Source organism: Alkalibacillus silvisoli (assembly GCF_039521975.1).
Taxonomy (GTDB): Bacteria; Bacillota; Bacilli; order Bacillales; family Alkalibacillaceae; genus Alkalibacillus; species Alkalibacillus silvisoli.
In genome coordinates this window covers 212,260-227,202 of the sequence record NZ_BAAACZ010000003.1, presented here as the reverse complement: position 1 = coordinate 227,202, position 14,943 = coordinate 212,260, and the positions used below count along the sequence as shown (strand labels likewise).

14 protein-coding genes and 1 riboswitch are annotated in these 14,943 nt (G+C 36.4%); of the genes, 5 read left to right on the top strand and 9 right to left on the bottom strand.

Annotated elements, in window-relative coordinates; genetic code table 11:
- Positions 1-4: 4 nt before the first annotated feature.
- The 3 genes from hisD to hisZ are packed head-to-tail and all read right to left on the bottom strand — an operon-like array spanning position 5 to position 3,162.
- Complete coding sequence (hisD, locus tag ABDZ63_RS01885; RefSeq protein WP_343781400.1) at positions 5-1,291, bottom strand: histidinol dehydrogenase; 1,287 nt, start codon at positions 1,289-1,291, stop codon at positions 5-7.
- On the bottom strand, positions 1,281-1,934 hold the full coding sequence (gene hisG, locus ABDZ63_RS01880; RefSeq protein WP_343781399.1) for an ATP phosphoribosyltransferase: 654 nt from the start codon (positions 1,932-1,934) through the stop codon (positions 1,281-1,283). Before hisG ends, hisD begins: the two co-directional genes overlap by 11 nt.
- A complete protein-coding gene (gene hisZ, locus ABDZ63_RS01875) occupies positions 1,921-3,162 on the bottom strand; it encodes an ATP phosphoribosyltransferase regulatory subunit (RefSeq protein WP_343781397.1) in 1,242 nt (413 codons plus the stop codon). The genes hisG and hisZ overlap by 14 nt, the downstream gene beginning before the upstream one ends.
- Positions 3,163-3,300: 138 nt before the next feature.
- Here hisZ and ABDZ63_RS01870 point away from each other — a divergent pair, with 138 nt between their 5' ends.
- Positions 3,301-4,071, top strand: coding sequence for a histidinol-phosphatase HisJ family protein (locus ABDZ63_RS01870; protein ID WP_343781395.1), 771 nt, complete (start codon positions 3,301-3,303; stop codon positions 4,069-4,071).
- A 127-nt stretch (positions 4,072-4,198) separates the two neighbouring features.
- Here the strand turns inward: ABDZ63_RS01870 and ABDZ63_RS01865 are convergent, their stop codons facing one another.
- From ABDZ63_RS01865 to ABDZ63_RS01850, 4 genes are all read right to left on the bottom strand, one after another.
- Complete coding sequence (locus tag ABDZ63_RS01865; RefSeq protein ID WP_343781393.1) at positions 4,199-5,017, bottom strand: DUF368 domain-containing protein; 819 nt, start codon at positions 5,015-5,017, stop codon at positions 4,199-4,201.
- A gap of 78 nt (positions 5,018-5,095) precedes the next feature.
- Entirely contained in the window at positions 5,096-5,860 is a 765-nt protein-coding gene (locus ABDZ63_RS01860) for an ABC transporter ATP-binding protein (protein ID WP_343781392.1), read from the bottom strand.
- 11 nt (positions 5,861-5,871) lie between these two features.
- Entirely contained in the window at positions 5,872-6,912 is a 1,041-nt protein-coding gene (locus ABDZ63_RS01855) for a FecCD family ABC transporter permease (RefSeq protein ID WP_343781391.1), read from the bottom strand.
- Positions 6,913-6,949: 37 nt separating this feature from the next.
- The gene (locus ABDZ63_RS01850; RefSeq protein ID WP_343781390.1) at positions 6,950-7,915 is read right to left on the bottom strand and encodes an ABC transporter substrate-binding protein; all 966 of its coding nucleotides are present in this window, start codon (positions 7,913-7,915) and stop codon (positions 6,950-6,952) included.
- A gap of 129 nt (positions 7,916-8,044) precedes the next feature.
- Positions 8,045-8,227: riboswitch (cobalamin riboswitch) on the bottom strand.
- A gap of 178 nt (positions 8,228-8,405) precedes the next feature.
- Here ABDZ63_RS01850 and ABDZ63_RS01845 point away from each other — a divergent pair.
- The 4 genes from ABDZ63_RS01845 (at position 8,406) to ABDZ63_RS01830 (ending at position 13,414) form a co-directional block, all read left to right on the top strand.
- Positions 8,406-9,350, top strand: coding sequence for a BMP family lipoprotein (locus ABDZ63_RS01845; protein WP_343781389.1), 945 nt, complete (start codon positions 8,406-8,408; stop codon positions 9,348-9,350).
- 12 nt (positions 9,351-9,362) lie between these two features.
- Positions 9,363-11,012, top strand: a complete 1,650-nt coding sequence (locus ABDZ63_RS01840) for a methyl-accepting chemotaxis protein (RefSeq protein WP_343781388.1) — start codon at positions 9,363-9,365, stop codon at positions 11,010-11,012.
- Between the two features lie 333 nt (positions 11,013-11,345).
- A complete protein-coding gene (locus ABDZ63_RS01835) occupies positions 11,346-12,587 on the top strand; it encodes a helix-turn-helix domain-containing protein (protein WP_343781387.1) in 1,242 nt (413 codons plus the stop codon).
- A 53-nt stretch (positions 12,588-12,640) separates the two neighbouring features.
- The gene (locus ABDZ63_RS01830) at positions 12,641-13,414 is read left to right on the top strand and encodes an enoyl-CoA hydratase (protein ID WP_343781386.1); all 774 of its coding nucleotides are present in this window, start codon (positions 12,641-12,643) and stop codon (positions 13,412-13,414) included.
- A 314-nt stretch (positions 13,415-13,728) separates the two neighbouring features.
- On the opposite strand, the gene ABDZ63_RS01825 is transcribed toward ABDZ63_RS01830, so the two are convergent.
- Together ABDZ63_RS01825 and ABDZ63_RS01820 are read right to left on the bottom strand one after the other, a co-directional pair.
- Positions 13,729-14,292: an NADPH-dependent FMN reductase gene (locus tag ABDZ63_RS01825; protein ID WP_343781385.1), complete on the bottom strand. Its 564-nt coding sequence runs from the start codon at positions 14,290-14,292 to the stop codon at positions 13,729-13,731.
- A 67-nt stretch (positions 14,293-14,359) separates the two neighbouring features.
- On the bottom strand, positions 14,360-14,899 hold the full coding sequence (locus ABDZ63_RS01820) for a P-loop NTPase family protein (RefSeq protein WP_343781384.1): 540 nt from the start codon (positions 14,897-14,899) through the stop codon (positions 14,360-14,362).
- Positions 14,900-14,943 lie beyond the last annotated feature (44 nt).

Here is a 14,943-nt window from a genome sequence, read left to right as displayed (position 1 = left end):
ACCTTTACTGTTCGAATCGGATTCTAACTGATTCTTTATGAGCATCTAAACCTTCACTTTCTGCAAATCGTTCAACTTGTTGACGGACTTGATTTAATGCTTTCTCGTCATAATAAATGACACTCGACTTTTTCATAAAATCATAGACGCCTAACGGTGAAGAAAACTTTGCAGTACCATTGGTTGGAAGTGTGTGGTTCGGCCCTGCAAAATAATCTCCTAATGGCTCTGGAGAATAATTACCTAAGAAAATTGCTCCAGCGTGTTTTACTTTTTCTAATTGTTCAAATGGGTTTTCAACTTGTAGCTCCAGATGTTCTGGGGCAAGTTCATTGACGAATTTAAAAGCTGAAGTAAGACCATCAACGATATAAATACAACCATGGTTAGTAATCGATTCATTTAAAATTTCTTGTCTATTTCGATGTTTCATTTGACGTTTAATTTCTACTTGTATCTCACTTCCTAACTGTTCACTTGTTGTTACAGCAATAGCTGAAGCTAATTCATCGTGTTCGGCTTGTGCAAGCAAGTCAGCGGCAACAAACTGTGGATTCGCACTCTCATCAGCTAAAATGCACACCTCACTAGGACCAGCAATTAAGTCTATCCCTACATCACCGAACACATACTTCTTAGCCCTAGCGACATATGCATTACCTGGCCCTACAATTTTATGAACAGGTTCAATAGTTTCAGTTCCATAAGCTAATGTGGCGATTCCATGGGCTCCACCAATTTTTAAGATCTCATCCGCACCAGCCATACTTGCCGCAACTAAAGTAGTCGGATGAATCGAACCATTGGACTGAACAGGGGTCGTGACTACAACCTTTTCAACACCAGCTACTTTAGCTGGCAAAATACTCATTAAAACAGTCGAAGGATAAGAAGCCTTTCCACCTGGTACGTAAACACCGACTCGTTCTATTGGGGTCACTTGTTGTCCTAACCAAATGCCTTGTTGGTCATTTGTGTACCAAGACTTCTCTTTTTGAAGTTTGTGGTAGCTAAGAATATTCTCTTTTGCCTCAGATAAAATCTGAACTGAAGATGCATCGACTTGGTTAAAAGCTTCTTCAATTTCTTGTTCAAGTACTTTGAAACTTTCTAACTCAACACCGTCTAGTTGTTTAATATATTGATAAACAGCTCGATCACCTTCTAACCTAACTGATTGCATGATTCTTTCAACCGTTTCGTCTATTTGCTGTAAGCTGATTGCACTATGATTCGAACGCTTTAGTAAAATATCCTTTATGTCTTTATGATTTATTTTTTTAAGCTTCATGAGTGACACTTCCTTTAGCATCAACAACTGATTTTATTTGATCAATGACTGGGCGAATTTTTCTCCCTTTCGTTTTAAAACTCGCCTTATTTACAACCAACCGTGCACTTATTTCCATCATACTTTCGATTACTTCTAAGTTGTTTTCCTTCAAAGTTGTTCCTGTCTCTACGATATCGACAACAACATCACTTAATCCGACTAATGGAGCTAATTCAACAGAACCATTCAACTTAATCGTTTCAATTTGCTTTCCTTTATCTAGAAAATAATCGTTTGTAACTTTTGGATATTTAGTTCCAACGGTTAGATGTTGGAACTGATTAAGTTTAATTCCGGGTTCACCCGCTACGGCAAATCGGCAACGGCCGAAACCTAAATCAACCACTTCAAACACATCAACACCCGACTCTAACAGTGTATCTTTCCCGGCTACACCAAGATCTACTGCTCCATTTGCAACATACGTCCCGACATCAGTTGCCTTTACTAATATCAATTCATACTTATTGTCATCACTTATAAATGTAAGTTTACGAGATTTCTCGTAATAAGATGAAAATATAATCCCAACTTCTTCAAATAAAGCTATACTTAAATCGGCTAGTCTTCCTTTAGCTAATGCAATTTTAATGGTTTCCATTAGTCCAACCTACCTTTGTAACTAATTCAGCTACAGAATTAAAGTGAACCCTATCACCTTCTATCGTTACTGTTTGCTCTGGTAATTCAACTAAGATTTCAACATTCTCTCCATTTATCTGATCATAAGCCATACTTACTACTAGCCCTTCTTGCCTTAAGTCATAGGCTAATCTCATCGCTTCAGGAAATGTCTCGTAATCTGTCACAATAGTCACTTGTTTAGGTAGTTCAATTGGAAGCCTGCTTTGCATTTTTACAATATTTATTAAATCATCGACATAAATCCCAAAACCAATAGCACTCGTCTTCAAATCGAAATATTTGGTTAATTGATCGTATCTGCCACCTTGAATGATTGGCTTTCCATACCCTTCAATATATCCCTGAAACATTGTCTCAGTATAATAGTTCAAGTGATTAACTAAGCCTAAATCGACTGAAATATACTGTTCATAACCAAGTCTTTTAAGCTGATTCACTAACTCTGTTAACCTCTTAATTGATTGGTTCATTCCATGATTCATCTTAAAATCTTCTACTTTAGATAAAACATCATCGGGTTCTCCAAATAAGTTGATTAATTGAACTAATTGGTCTTTAACCCATTCTTCGATCTGTAACGATTGAAGTAATCGACTTAATTCATATTCATTCTTTTCATTAACTTTTTGTTGTATTAATTGTTGTTTATCTTCTTCAAGGTTACTCTCCTGAAGTAAAGCTTTAAAAAATCCAGCTTGACCTAATTCGAGTTGAACATGATCCATACCTGTTTCTTTCAACAGCTCAATAGCTAAGACAACAATCTCAACGTCATTTAGTGGATGAGCATCATCAAAACATTCAACGCCAACTTGTGTAAACGAGCGCGATGTTTTGTCCGATTCACCACTTTCCATTCGAAAGATATTCGTGACATAAAATAATTTATTTAATGAAGGTGCTCTTGAATTCGATTGAGCTGCCATACGTGCAATAGGTACAGTAGCATCCGGTCTCAAAACTAACACTTTACCATCATGGTCTACTAACTTTATCATTTGATCAGTATCCATTGTTCCTGGCACATTCATAAACAGATCATAATATTCAAATGTTGGAGTTTGTATAGGTTGACAGCCATAACTACTTAATAGCTTTTTTAAACGGTCAATTAAAGACTGTTTTATCTCATAATCTTGTGCATATAAATCTGCAACTCCTTGTGGCAATTGTTGACTAGTCATATAAACACCCTTTATCACTTTATTTATTTATCACTTTATCAGAATAAAGGTTAATATTATTTTATCCATTGTAATACCGACTGTCAACCAGTTAAAATAAGATTCATAGAAAGGGATGATCATATGTTTGACAATCACATGCACTCGAGTTTTTCAGCGGACTGTAAAGCCCCTATGGAAGAAATGATTAAAGCCAGCATACAAAAAGGTCTAAAGGAAATTTCCTTCACAGAACATATCGATTATGATTACCCTGACCCTACAATTGTATTTGAGGTAGATTTAGAGGATTATGATCGAAAAATCTGTGACATGCAACAACAATACAGAGACACAATTAATATTCGGAAAGGAATTGAGCTAGGATTTCAACCCCATCTTATAGAACGTTACGATGAGCTACTTTCTAAACAATCCTTTGACTTTATTATTGGCTCAATGCATACAACAGATCAAAAAGATTTACACTCAGGTAGGCTGTTTGAAGATCAATCATTAAATGATGCTTATGAGAAGTATTACACTGAACTTTACCAATGTGTGCAAGGCTTTGAGCAATTCAGTGTTTTAGGCCACTTAGACTTAGTCACTCGTTATAAATATGAGCCTGGGGTTTATCACTTTTTAGATGTCATTGAGGAGATTTTTAAAACCATTATTCCGCGTGGCCAAGGAATTGAAATTAATACATCCGGTTATAAATATGACATGAACCGTTTACTACCTAGTCGTGAAATACTAAAGCTATATTATGATATGGGTGGTGAGATCATTACAGTCGGATCGGACGCACACAAGCCAGAACGGGTTGGTGACCGAATTGATGAAGGTTATCACCTATTACAAGAGATTGGGTTCAAGTACGTCACAACTTTCCAAAACCGTAATCCAATTTTTCATAAATTATAAAAGGAATTTACTCCAATTATAGTTTCTAAACTAAAAAAACTGTCCCAAAAGGAAATTTAATTCCACTTGGGACAGTTCAATAAGACTATTACAATAGCATTCACTTAACATTCCAGTTAGCCCTATTTTATTGCTGGTGCTCCAACTTCCCTAATAAATAAGCTACAAACATTCCAACAAAAATAAGAGCCACACTTACCACGTTCAATAAGAAGCTTGGATCAAAACCGGGATAAATAACAAATATTGAACCAAACACAAGCCCAATTATTAACGCATATGTTTGATAAAAATATTGGTTTAAAAAGTATTTAATAATCTTACTCATTATTAAGATCCCAAATACAATGCCTAAACCTAGGGGTATAAGTGCCTCAATGACGACATCACTTAAAACATAAACGAATGTTGGGTACATCCCGACAATCAACAGCAACATTGAACCGCTTATACCTGGTAAGATCATCGCAGAACTCGCTAACCAACCTGATAAAAATAACAACACATATGTCGAGCCATCAAACGTCGTAATTGTATCAGCAACACCTTCTTGAAATATTGCTGTAGAACCAACTAATAAAGCCGCTAAGAAAAACAGTACATAGTGCTGAGCACCAAATGTCTTTTTATAATCTGATTTCTTCAACAGCATCGGAAGGATTCCTGCAATTAAGCCTAAAAATGCAAATTGAAGTTGATTAGGATAATGTTCATATAGCCAATCGACAATGTTAGATAGTAAGAATAGTGCTAATAATACACCTACTAGTAACGGGATTAAAAACGCGAGGTGCCTTTTCCATTCTCGAGTAAAAATACCATTAATCGCTTCTATTAACCTTTGATAAATACCTAAAACAACCGCGATCGTTCCACCACTTACTCCAGGGATTAAATCACTAACCCCCATTAGTCCACCGCGATATAAATTACGCCACTCAATCATTTTATGATCCCCATTTCTAATTTCCGCTTGTCCTTTTTCATTCTATTATACTAAATCATGTGTATATGACTATTGTTTTTATAATAAAATTTGTGGAATATTAGATTTAGGATGGCGTATGATCTCTGGTTTGGCTTTGTAGACAGTCTCTAACGTATCTACATCCATGATTTCCTCACTGTTTCCCCGCTTTACAATTTCACCATTGTTCATGAGAATCATTTGATCACAATATTGTGCAGCTAAATTCAAATCATGTAGCACCATTAAAATCGTTAACTGTTCGCGTTGTTGCCAATCTTTAACAAGATTAAGCACATTCACTTTATAACCAATATCTAAATAAGAAGTGGGCTCATCCAATAATAAAACCTCAGGCTCTTGAACCATTGCCTTAGCAATAGCCACTCGCTGCCTCTCACCACCGCTTAACGTATCTAACATTTGATGACGCATCGACATTAGGCCAGTAATATTTAATACATGCTCGACTTTTCGATAATCTTCTAACCCTTCTCTTTGAAAGAAGCTTAAATGCGGATAACGCCCCATTAGTACCGCTTCATATACTGTCATTGGATACGGAGAAAGGCCATCTTGAGTTAAGACAGAAACTTTTTGAGCAAGTTTTTTAACTGACCACTTCCCTACCTCTTGGCCTAAGACGTTGATCGTACCGCTAGTTGGGTGCTCTAAGCCTGAGATCATTTTCATTAAAGTTGATTTACCAGCACCGTTTGGGCCAATTAGCCCAACACACGAGCCTTCATCGACTTGAAATGTAACGTCTTTCAGCAATAACTTAAAATCTTTTTCCTTCCTCACCTTGTCTACAGACAGCATAAGTATGCCTCCTAAAAAAATTCACGTTTCGCCTTTCTTAATAAATAAGCGAAAAATGGCGCTCCTAAAAATGCCGTAATGACTCCTAATGGCAGCTCACGTGGTGCCATTAATACTCGAGCCAGTGTATCAGCACCAACTAAAAAGATCGCACCACCAACGATCGATAACGGCAAGATCAGCCTGTAATCTGCTCCAACAATCAATCGAATAATGTGAGGTACAACTAAACCAACAAACCCAATTGCCCCAGAAACTGAAACGGCCGCCCCTGTCATAATCGATGCTAATATGAGTAGATAAAAACGGGTTCGTTCCACTGATAGACCTGAATGATGAGCGACTTCTTCACCTAATCCGAGCATGTTTAATTCACGTGTATAAAACAGAGCGACTACGCCAGCTACAGCTATAATCGGCAAAACAACTTGAGTATAGCTCCAATCAGTTAATGTTAAGCTCCCCATCATCCAAAACACAATCGTTTGTAGTTGTTCATTGGCTAAGGTCATAACTAATGAAAGACAAGCACCAATAAAAGCTTGCACAACAACACCAGCTAGAATAATCGTTTCCATTTTGACTTTTTGTCCAATACGTGCTAAGAAATAAACGACCATTAGTGTGCCAAAGCCGAATAAAAACGCAACAACAGGCAATGTAAATTGACCTAGCCAAACAATTTGGAGTCCTAAGGCAAAGACTAAAGCAGCACCAAATGAAGCTCCAGAAGACACACCTAAAATAAATGGATCAGCTAATGGATTGCGTAATACACCTTGATAGATCGCACCCGCTAATGCCAAAGCTGCACCTACAATAGCTGCTAAGATTACACGCGGCATTCTAATGTCTAATACAATCGTTTCTGTTGAGTCACTCCAATTAGGCTCAATCCACTGATTGATTATAGGAAGTCTTGAAAGGATCACTTGCCACACAGTCTGCCAAGAAAGATTAGCTGCACCTAAGGTAATCGATAAGCTCATAAATACAACTAATATAAGGGTTAATAACGGTAAAGCAATCCATAAAATCGAGCGTTTTTTCATTTATAACATCCATTCGTTACATGATCGTGATGTCCTATTACTCCATATATTCTGGGTATAAAATAGTAGCGATCTCTTCTAGGCCATCAACTAACCTTGGTCCTGGTCTTGTCACAATATCATTATGAATATCATGTACTTCTTCCTGTTCTACTGCTGTGACAGACTGCCAATTGTCCCGAGCTAAAACTGATTCAACCACATCGTCTGTATAGTAGCCATATGTTGTAATAATCACTTCTGGGTCACGTTCTAACACAATTTCTTCACTTACTTGTGGCCAACCTTCTTCATCAGCGATAATATTTTCACCACCAGCAAGTGTTAATAATTCATGTAAGAAAGAGCCTTCTCCACCAGAATACAAATCTGAATCAAGCTCCAACCAAACACTCCTACGTTCATCATCTGGAATGTCACTGACTTGCTCTGTAACTTCACTAACTTGACTTTGCATATTTGAAACAATCTCTTCTGCTTCTTCAGCTTGACCTGTAGCATTCCCTACCATTTCAATATCTTCATAAACTTCTTCTAAGCTTTGTGAGCCTAATGTAACCACATTCAAGCCAACATCACGCATTGCATCTAAATCCCCTGCGTTATTTAAATCAGCTATGACTACATCTGGCTCTAGTTCAACAATCTTCTCAATATTTAAATTCATATCACCAACAGTTTCTTCAACTTCAAAAACTTCTTCTGGATAATCAGCCCATTCTGATACCCCAACAACTTGATCACCTGCTCCTACTGCAAATACAATTTCAGTTGCACTTGGAATAACAGAAACAATTCGCTCTACTTCCTCTTCAATTGTTATTTCTTCACCTGCTTTATCTGTAAAAGTAACCGGTTCATCTGAATCATTCTCTGCAGTTTCTTCAGCTTCCTCATCATTCACCTCTTCATCTTCAGGTTCTGCACTTTGGCAAGCTGTTAACCCGACAACGATTACGAACATCATTACGATACATAATTTTAACCAAATTGTCTTTTTCATCTTCCTCTTCCTTTCTATAATAAAAAGTACTCATATTTCCCTAGAGTAAGGAAATATGAGCACTTTAGTCTCTACTATATATTAATCTTTCGACTGATATATAGCTATCCCTTTAACCCCGAAGGAAATAAGCTAAAACATACTTAGGCAGGTCTCCTGGCTTAGGTTCATCACTTCTGACCCCCTTCCCGTATTTAACAGTGGATTTGGTCAGTCGTTCCCCATAACAGTGGCGGGACCGCGTCGGACTTACACCGAACTTCCCTTTTAAATAAGCAACTAAATGCTCACACCTAAATGTTCTATGTATTTAATTCTTAATTTCTATATTAATCTTATAACACCCATTCGTCAACATATGCCAAAAGTTCTACTAAACTCCTAAAAAATTCATTTGGCTATTAACAGAACTGGATAGTGATCCGATAATAATTTAGTGGTCATTTTTCGATTAATTTCGACATAATTTTCAGAATTTAGGAGGATATTTATGAAAGTACATAAGTTAATGTTTTTATTAATTTTAACATTTATATTAGCTGCTTGTTCTTCAGAAGAGGAAGCAGTTATTGATCAAGAACTTAGTGCTGGTTTATTAGTAACTGAAAGTGGGTTAGGTGATAATGCATTCAGTGATTTAGCCTTTCAAGGATTAGCCCAAGCACGTGATGAACTGGGTATTGTTTTTGACTATCGTGAACCGTTTGATGAGGATTATGAAAAGCATCTTGAAGACCTCATAGAACAAGGACATGATGTCATTTTTGGTTTAAGTTTCACTACAACGCCTGCTATTGAAACACTGGCTGAAACTTATCCTGACCAACAGTTTGTGATTATTGATGACGTGATTGACTTACCTAATGTCACTTCCATTACCTTTAAAGAAGATGAAGGAAGTTACTTAATTGGACTAATTGCTGGTATGAGAACGGAAACGGACGTTGTAGGCTTTATTGGTGGTGTGGATAGTGAAGTCATTCGTACGTTTGAACGTGGTTTTATTGAAGGTGTTGAAGATGCGAATTCAGATGCTGAAATATTATCACAAGATGCTGGGACGTTTGATGATGACCAATTAGGCGCTGACATAGCTCAAGAAATGATTGATGAAGGTGCTGATCTCTTATTTCCATCAGCTGGATTTACTGGAACAGGTGCTTTACAAGAAGCTGAAAATCAAGGAATCTATGCGTTTGGAGTAGATACAGATCAATTCACCATTGCTGAGGAAGCTGTTATATCCTCAATGGTTAAAAATGTAAATGTTGCAATCTATGACATTATGGAACGTTTACATAATGGTGAAACTCTTCAAGGTGAACATATTGAACTTGGTTTAAATGAAGAGGGTGTTGGACTTGCTCCAATACGTCTAATTGAATTATCTAGCCTTGAAGAACAAACACTTGAAAATGCTAGAAATGAATCATAAAGGAGTGATTAAATGAACATCAAAAAACGATTATATATCATGACGATGATTCCTTTGCTTTTAAGTTTGGCTCTCGTTTCATGGATTGCTTTTGAAATGATTACTTTTCAAAGTTCGTCCCAAGAAGATGTCGAAGTCTTATTGGAAAGTAAGGAATTACATGCTCAACTACAATCATCAGAACAAGCTTTAACAACTTATTATTACAGTCCATCTGAGGCAACAAGACAAGATGCAATATTTCAAATCGAACAAACTGAAGAAACCATTACAGGCATCTCTAACCTTGTAGAAACTGAAGACCAAAGACAATGGTTAACGCAAGCACAAGATAAATATGAAGACTGGCAACAACTAGCGCGTACTGCTTTAGAAGAAGAGAATGTGAATGAAGTTCATAGACAAGCTTTAAGAACAGCGGGATTAGTTAACGATGCCTACATGCTTGAAGAAGCTTCAACAAATTGGTATAACGAAACCATTCAAGAACAACAAACGATGATCAATAATTTAGTAACATTCATCATAATCGCTAGCATTATTCTAATCACCCTTACATTGTTCTTATCACTTAAATTGTCAAATCGAATCGCTAAACCTTTACAAGAGCTATCTCAACAAGCTGAAGAAGCTGCAGGTGGTAAATTATCTACTTCTATTGAGGTTAGTGAAAAAGAAACAGACGAAATCGGCCAACTGAAACGCTCATTCAAGACAATGATGGAAAACTTAAAAGATACTGTTCAATCTATTCACAGTATTAACAATCGAGTTAATGACTTTAGTCATCAATTAAATGATGAAATTAACAGTTTAACTGAAGGAAGCCATCAAGTTGCCAGTTCAACAGATGAATTAGCACAAGGAAGCCAGTCGATTTCTAATGATGTACAAGATGCCGTCACACTTGTTGAAAAGATGCAACAAGACTTTAATATCAACACAAAGCAAAGCCAAGAAGCTAATGAAGCAAGTACCAAAGCACAACAAGCTGTTCAAAATGGACATCAAGCTATGACTGAACAAAGGTCCATTATGGAAAACAATCAAGCAGCCATTGGCGAAGTGAAAAGCTCAGTAGAACAATTTACTACTTACACCGAACAAATCGAGAAAGCTGTTGAACTTGTCAATGATATTGCTGAACAAACTAATTTACTCGCTTTAAATGCAGCCATTGAAGCTGCTCGTGCAGGAGAACACGGAAAAGGCTTTGCTGTAGTCGCTGATGAAGTAAGGAAATTAGCAGACCAATCAACCTCAGCTACAGATGATATAAAGAATATGGTCGAACAAATTAAACAAGGGGTTCACACCATTAACCAACAAACTGAAGAAACAACAAAGTTAAGCAAACAACAATCTGGAGCCGTTAATACATCTGAAGAATCATTTAATGCCATTGCAGATCATGTCAAACAAATATATGATCGACTAGAACTACTTGCAAATGGCATGAATGAATCACAAAAACAAAGTGAACAAATTACAACGACAATGGAAAGCATTAGTTCTGTTACAGAAGAAACGGCTGCAGGTACTGAAGAGATTTCCGCTTCCGCAGCTGAACAACAAAGTGCCTTTAATAAACTACAGGCTGAAGTAAGAAAGCTAGAAGACATGATTCAAGAATTAAACGAGAAAACATCTCATTTTTATTAAATCACTACACCCTTGGGTTAATATTAATTTAACTCAAGGGTTTTTTTGAGGGCTCTGTATGTAAAGTGTTGGTGATTTTTTGAGTTGCATGAGTTTTGAGCGAAGGATAAATGAGCGAACATCTCAATTATTTAAGCGGAGTCCCTCAATATTTGAGCTATAATCTCAATATTGTTCAAATCAACTTATGCTACCAACTCCTACTCTTTAGAAAGTGTCTTCCATAAGTGATTTACAATAACAACAACAGTCTTAAACCGGGGATTATTTTTTACAATCTTCCTTTATTCTCTTACAATAGTTTTATAATAGTTAAATTAGGTGGCTTATATGATGAATACTGGAACGTTTATCCAATACTACCGAACTAAACGAGGTTTAACGCAAAAAGACTTAGCAAATGGCATTTGTTCAATCTCATATTTAAGTAAAATTGAAAACGAAATGATTGAGCCAAGTTATGATGTCATTGTCTCATTATGCGAAAAGTTAGATGCCCCCTACGAGGAAATCAGCTCGCTAGACCAAGAAGACATACATATACAAATTATTAATTTATATAAACTAATTACTAAGAAAAATTTCAAAGAAGCTAAATTAGTTTACACCAGTTTAAAAGAAAACATAACACCTTTTCATCAGACGGAACTACAGCACTATTTTAAACTAATTGAATTTTATTATTTAATCGAAACTAAACAAGAAAATGCGATGAAACAACCTATAGAATCTATTCATAACATGGAACAAACCTTTAAAGGTGAACGGTTATACTATTTTTATAAGATACTAGGTGTTTATTATATCCATCGTGCTTTTCCAAACAACGCCATAGTCTATTTCAAAAAAGCTGAACGAACCCTTGTCAAACATTCCATGAACGACCCTGATATTTATTATTTATTAGCAGCTACGTATACTCGAATGGACGACCCTATAAGAAGCAACCATTATTGTCAGATTGCAAAGGAACGATTCATTGATGAATTCCTATACCCAAAGATTACAGACTGTTATATCTTATTCGGCATTAACTACACATTATTAAAGGCATATGACTTAGCAGAGCAATACTTCTTTCAAGTTCTTGATTCAAAACCGATGATGGATTCAGAGCTAATTACCGTACGGCTTAAACACAATATTGGTTTTTTATATTGCGAGATGAAAGATTGGAATAAGGCAATTGATTATCTTGAGGATGCAGCTGAATCCTTCTTATCACCTTACGACAAACTCCATAGTTACCATCTTCTTGCAAAAGCTCACTTTCAATTGCAGGAGAATGACCAAGCAATAGCGTATATTAAAGAAGGTGAGGTTTTAAGCAGGCGCATTAATGATTTAAAAGTTCGGTGCCAGCTGTCGATCTTAAAGCACCAAGTATATAACACAGTGAGGACTAATGAATTTGTTCACCAAGCTGAAAAGAAGTGGATCCCGTACCTTTTAAAAATGGGCGAAAGGAATACATTAAAAGAATTGTATGGAATTCTAGCTGAATCGTTGTTTGATCAAGGTCAATTCAAATTATCCGCATACTATTTCAAACAGTTAGCTAACGAATCTATCTAATTTGGTGGTAACAATCTAGCAAAATAATCTATCGACAAGTGAGGTTTTGCAAAATGTCAGAAACAGTAGTGTTAAGTTATGATAATGATGTTGCAACAATTACGTTAAACAGACCCGAGCAATTGAATGCTATGAACCAAGAATTACTACATGCTTTAAAAGAGCAGTTAGAAGAAGTCCAACGTAGTGATGCGAAAATTTTAGTCTTAAAAGGCAGTGGCAAGGCTTTTTCAGCTGGTGGCGATATGAAGATGATGCTTCAAGCTAGTGACCCAGAAGCATTTCAAGATGTTATGAACACCATTAAAAGTATTGTTTTAACTTTATATCAGATGCCTAAAGTTACCATTTCTGCTCTTAATGGTGCTGCTGCAGGCTTAGGTCTAAGTATTGCATTAGCTTGTGATTACGTCATTGCCAAAGCTAATGCTAAGGTTGCTATGAACTTTATTGGAATTGGATTAATTCCAGATGGCGGTGGTCATTTCTTCATGGAACAACGACTAGGTACCGTGAAGGCTAAGCAAACCATTTGGGAAGGCGAAACTTTAACAGCTAAACAATCAGAAGCAATGAATTTAATTGACTTAGCGACTGACAACGATTTAGATGAAGTTGTTAATGGCTATATCCAACAATTAAAACAAGCGCCAATCTTAGCTATGATTGAATCAAAGGAGATATTAAATAGTCAGCAAGTAGTAAAGTTAAAATCAATCTTGGAAGCTGAAACAAACGGGCAATTATCAATGCGTCAAACAGAAGATCATCAAGAAGGAGTACAAGCCTTTTTAAACAAAAGAAACCCCGAATTTGTTTGGAAATAACGAGCCTAGTACAAAAAGGTTGAAGAGCCGTTTACATACGTACGCCTGCTTTGTGTTTAGGTGAACAGCTACCCCTAGCAGAATCAAAGTGTGTAGACTCCTAGTCGGTGAAAACGACACGCCTGCTTGCCCTTAGGGAACAGCACACACACGAATCGTTAGATAGTTTTATCAAGGTTCAAACTTCTATTACCAGTGCTCAAGTATTTTTGATAGAGTGATTTCGAAACTAAAAGATCCGAACGACTTCATTTATGATGAATCGTTCGGATCTTCTATTATTACAATTAATTTTATCCACTGTTCATTCTACCTTATAAGTTTAAATGATCCCCTTCTATAACCGCTTGACTCATCGTAACATAATGAGAAAACACGCGAGTCAACTCATAAATCCGCTGTTTAACATCTTCATCAATTAATTCATTAGTATAAGAGAAATGTGACGCATGCGTATATACATAATTGGGTGTAATTAAACAACGGAAATAATCAAGAATTGGTTTCAATTGATTTTCAATGACTAGATGATGTTGAACTGTACCACCATTAGCTAAAAGCGCAACCGGTTTGTATCTCATAGCTTTCGGCGAAATGAGGTCAAATAAGTTCTTTAATACCCCAGGAATTGACCCTTGGAAGATAGGTGTTGCAACAATAAAACCGTCTGCACTTTCAATAAGGTTAATTAACGATTGGGTTTCGTCTGAATATTGGTCTTTACTTCTTCCATCAGCAAATTCTAAGGTGTATTGCTCAAGGTGAACTTGCTCTATTTCCATTATAGATGAGAACTGTTTCAATTGGCTTTCAACTTCTTGTAGTATAGTTTTCGTTTTCGAACCAATAATTGTCCCATTTATTAAAACAACTTTCACTATTTTACCCCTCTCAATGATGAACGGATGATTTTATTTACTAGCTTATAATACTTAATGACTCGTGTCACACATCTTGCTTTGTCAAATTGTCCAAAAGTACCTTAGCGTCTTTCGGAGAATTTAGTTCAATCACTTTAATGTGACCAACGACTTGATTAAGTTTATCTTCTAGAAGTGGCTTTTCTTTTTCAGGGAATTTCCAAATATACTGTAAAAATTCAACATGTAAACGCTCAGGACAGCCTTCCCCCATATCAGGCCTTGTCACACCCCTGTATTCAAACCGCCTCTTAATAGCACGATATAAACAAACTCGCCTAGGGTAGTTCAAATAAATAATCGTATCTGCATGTTGCATCCGGATCTCTAGTGTAGATGGATAATAGCCATCTATAATCCATTGATTACCTTTCACTATTTCCCTATTCAACTGCTGCCATTCTTCAAGATCCCTTTGTGTCCAGTTAGGTAACCAAAACAAGGAATCTAAATGGATCACACGAATATTTAGTAACTCACCCAATTGACTCGATAATTTGGACTTCCCTGCACCACTTGAACCTACAATTAATATTCGGTTCAATCCATTCATCCTTCCTGACACCAAAACCCATCCTATGCAAACGGTCTAGTTTTAAAATACCTATA

Bases quoted from the DNA above. Each gene is read 5' to 3' on its own strand.
- hisG (WP_343781399.1), bottom strand. From the start codon at position 1,934: ATGGAAACCATTAAAATTGCATTAGCTAAAGGAAGACTAGCCGATTTA.
- ABDZ63_RS01855 (WP_343781391.1), bottom strand. From the start codon at position 6,912: ATGAAAAAACGCTCGATTTTATGGATTGCTTTACCGTTATTAACCCTT.
- ABDZ63_RS01835 (WP_343781387.1), top strand. From the start codon at position 11,346: ATGAATACTGGAACGTTTATCCAATACTACCGAACTAAACGAGGTTTA.
- ABDZ63_RS01830 (WP_343781386.1), top strand. From the start codon at position 12,641: ATGTCAGAAACAGTAGTGTTAAGTTATGATAATGATGTTGCAACAATT.
- ABDZ63_RS01870 (WP_343781395.1), top strand. From the start codon at position 3,301: ATGCACTCGAGTTTTTCAGCGGACTGTAAAGCCCCTATGGAAGAAATG.
- hisZ (WP_343781397.1), bottom strand. From the start codon at position 3,162: ATGACTAGTCAACAATTGCCACAAGGAGTTGCAGATTTATATGCACAA.
- ABDZ63_RS01845 (WP_343781389.1), top strand. From the start codon at position 8,406: ATGAAAGTACATAAGTTAATGTTTTTATTAATTTTAACATTTATATTA.
- ABDZ63_RS01850 (WP_343781390.1), bottom strand. From the start codon at position 7,915: ATGAAAAAGACAATTTGGTTAAAATTATGTATCGTAATGATGTTCGTA.
- ABDZ63_RS01860 (WP_343781392.1), bottom strand. From the start codon at position 5,860: ATGCTGTCTGTAGACAAGGTGAGGAAGGAAAAAGATTTTAAGTTATTG.
- ABDZ63_RS01865 (WP_343781393.1), bottom strand. From the start codon at position 5,017: ATGATTGAGTGGCGTAATTTATATCGCGGTGGACTAATGGGGGTTAGT.
- ABDZ63_RS01840 (WP_343781388.1), top strand. From the start codon at position 9,363: ATGAACATCAAAAAACGATTATATATCATGACGATGATTCCTTTGCTT.
- hisD (WP_343781400.1), bottom strand. From the start codon at position 1,291: ATGAAGCTTAAAAAAATAAATCATAAAGACATAAAGGATATTTTACTA.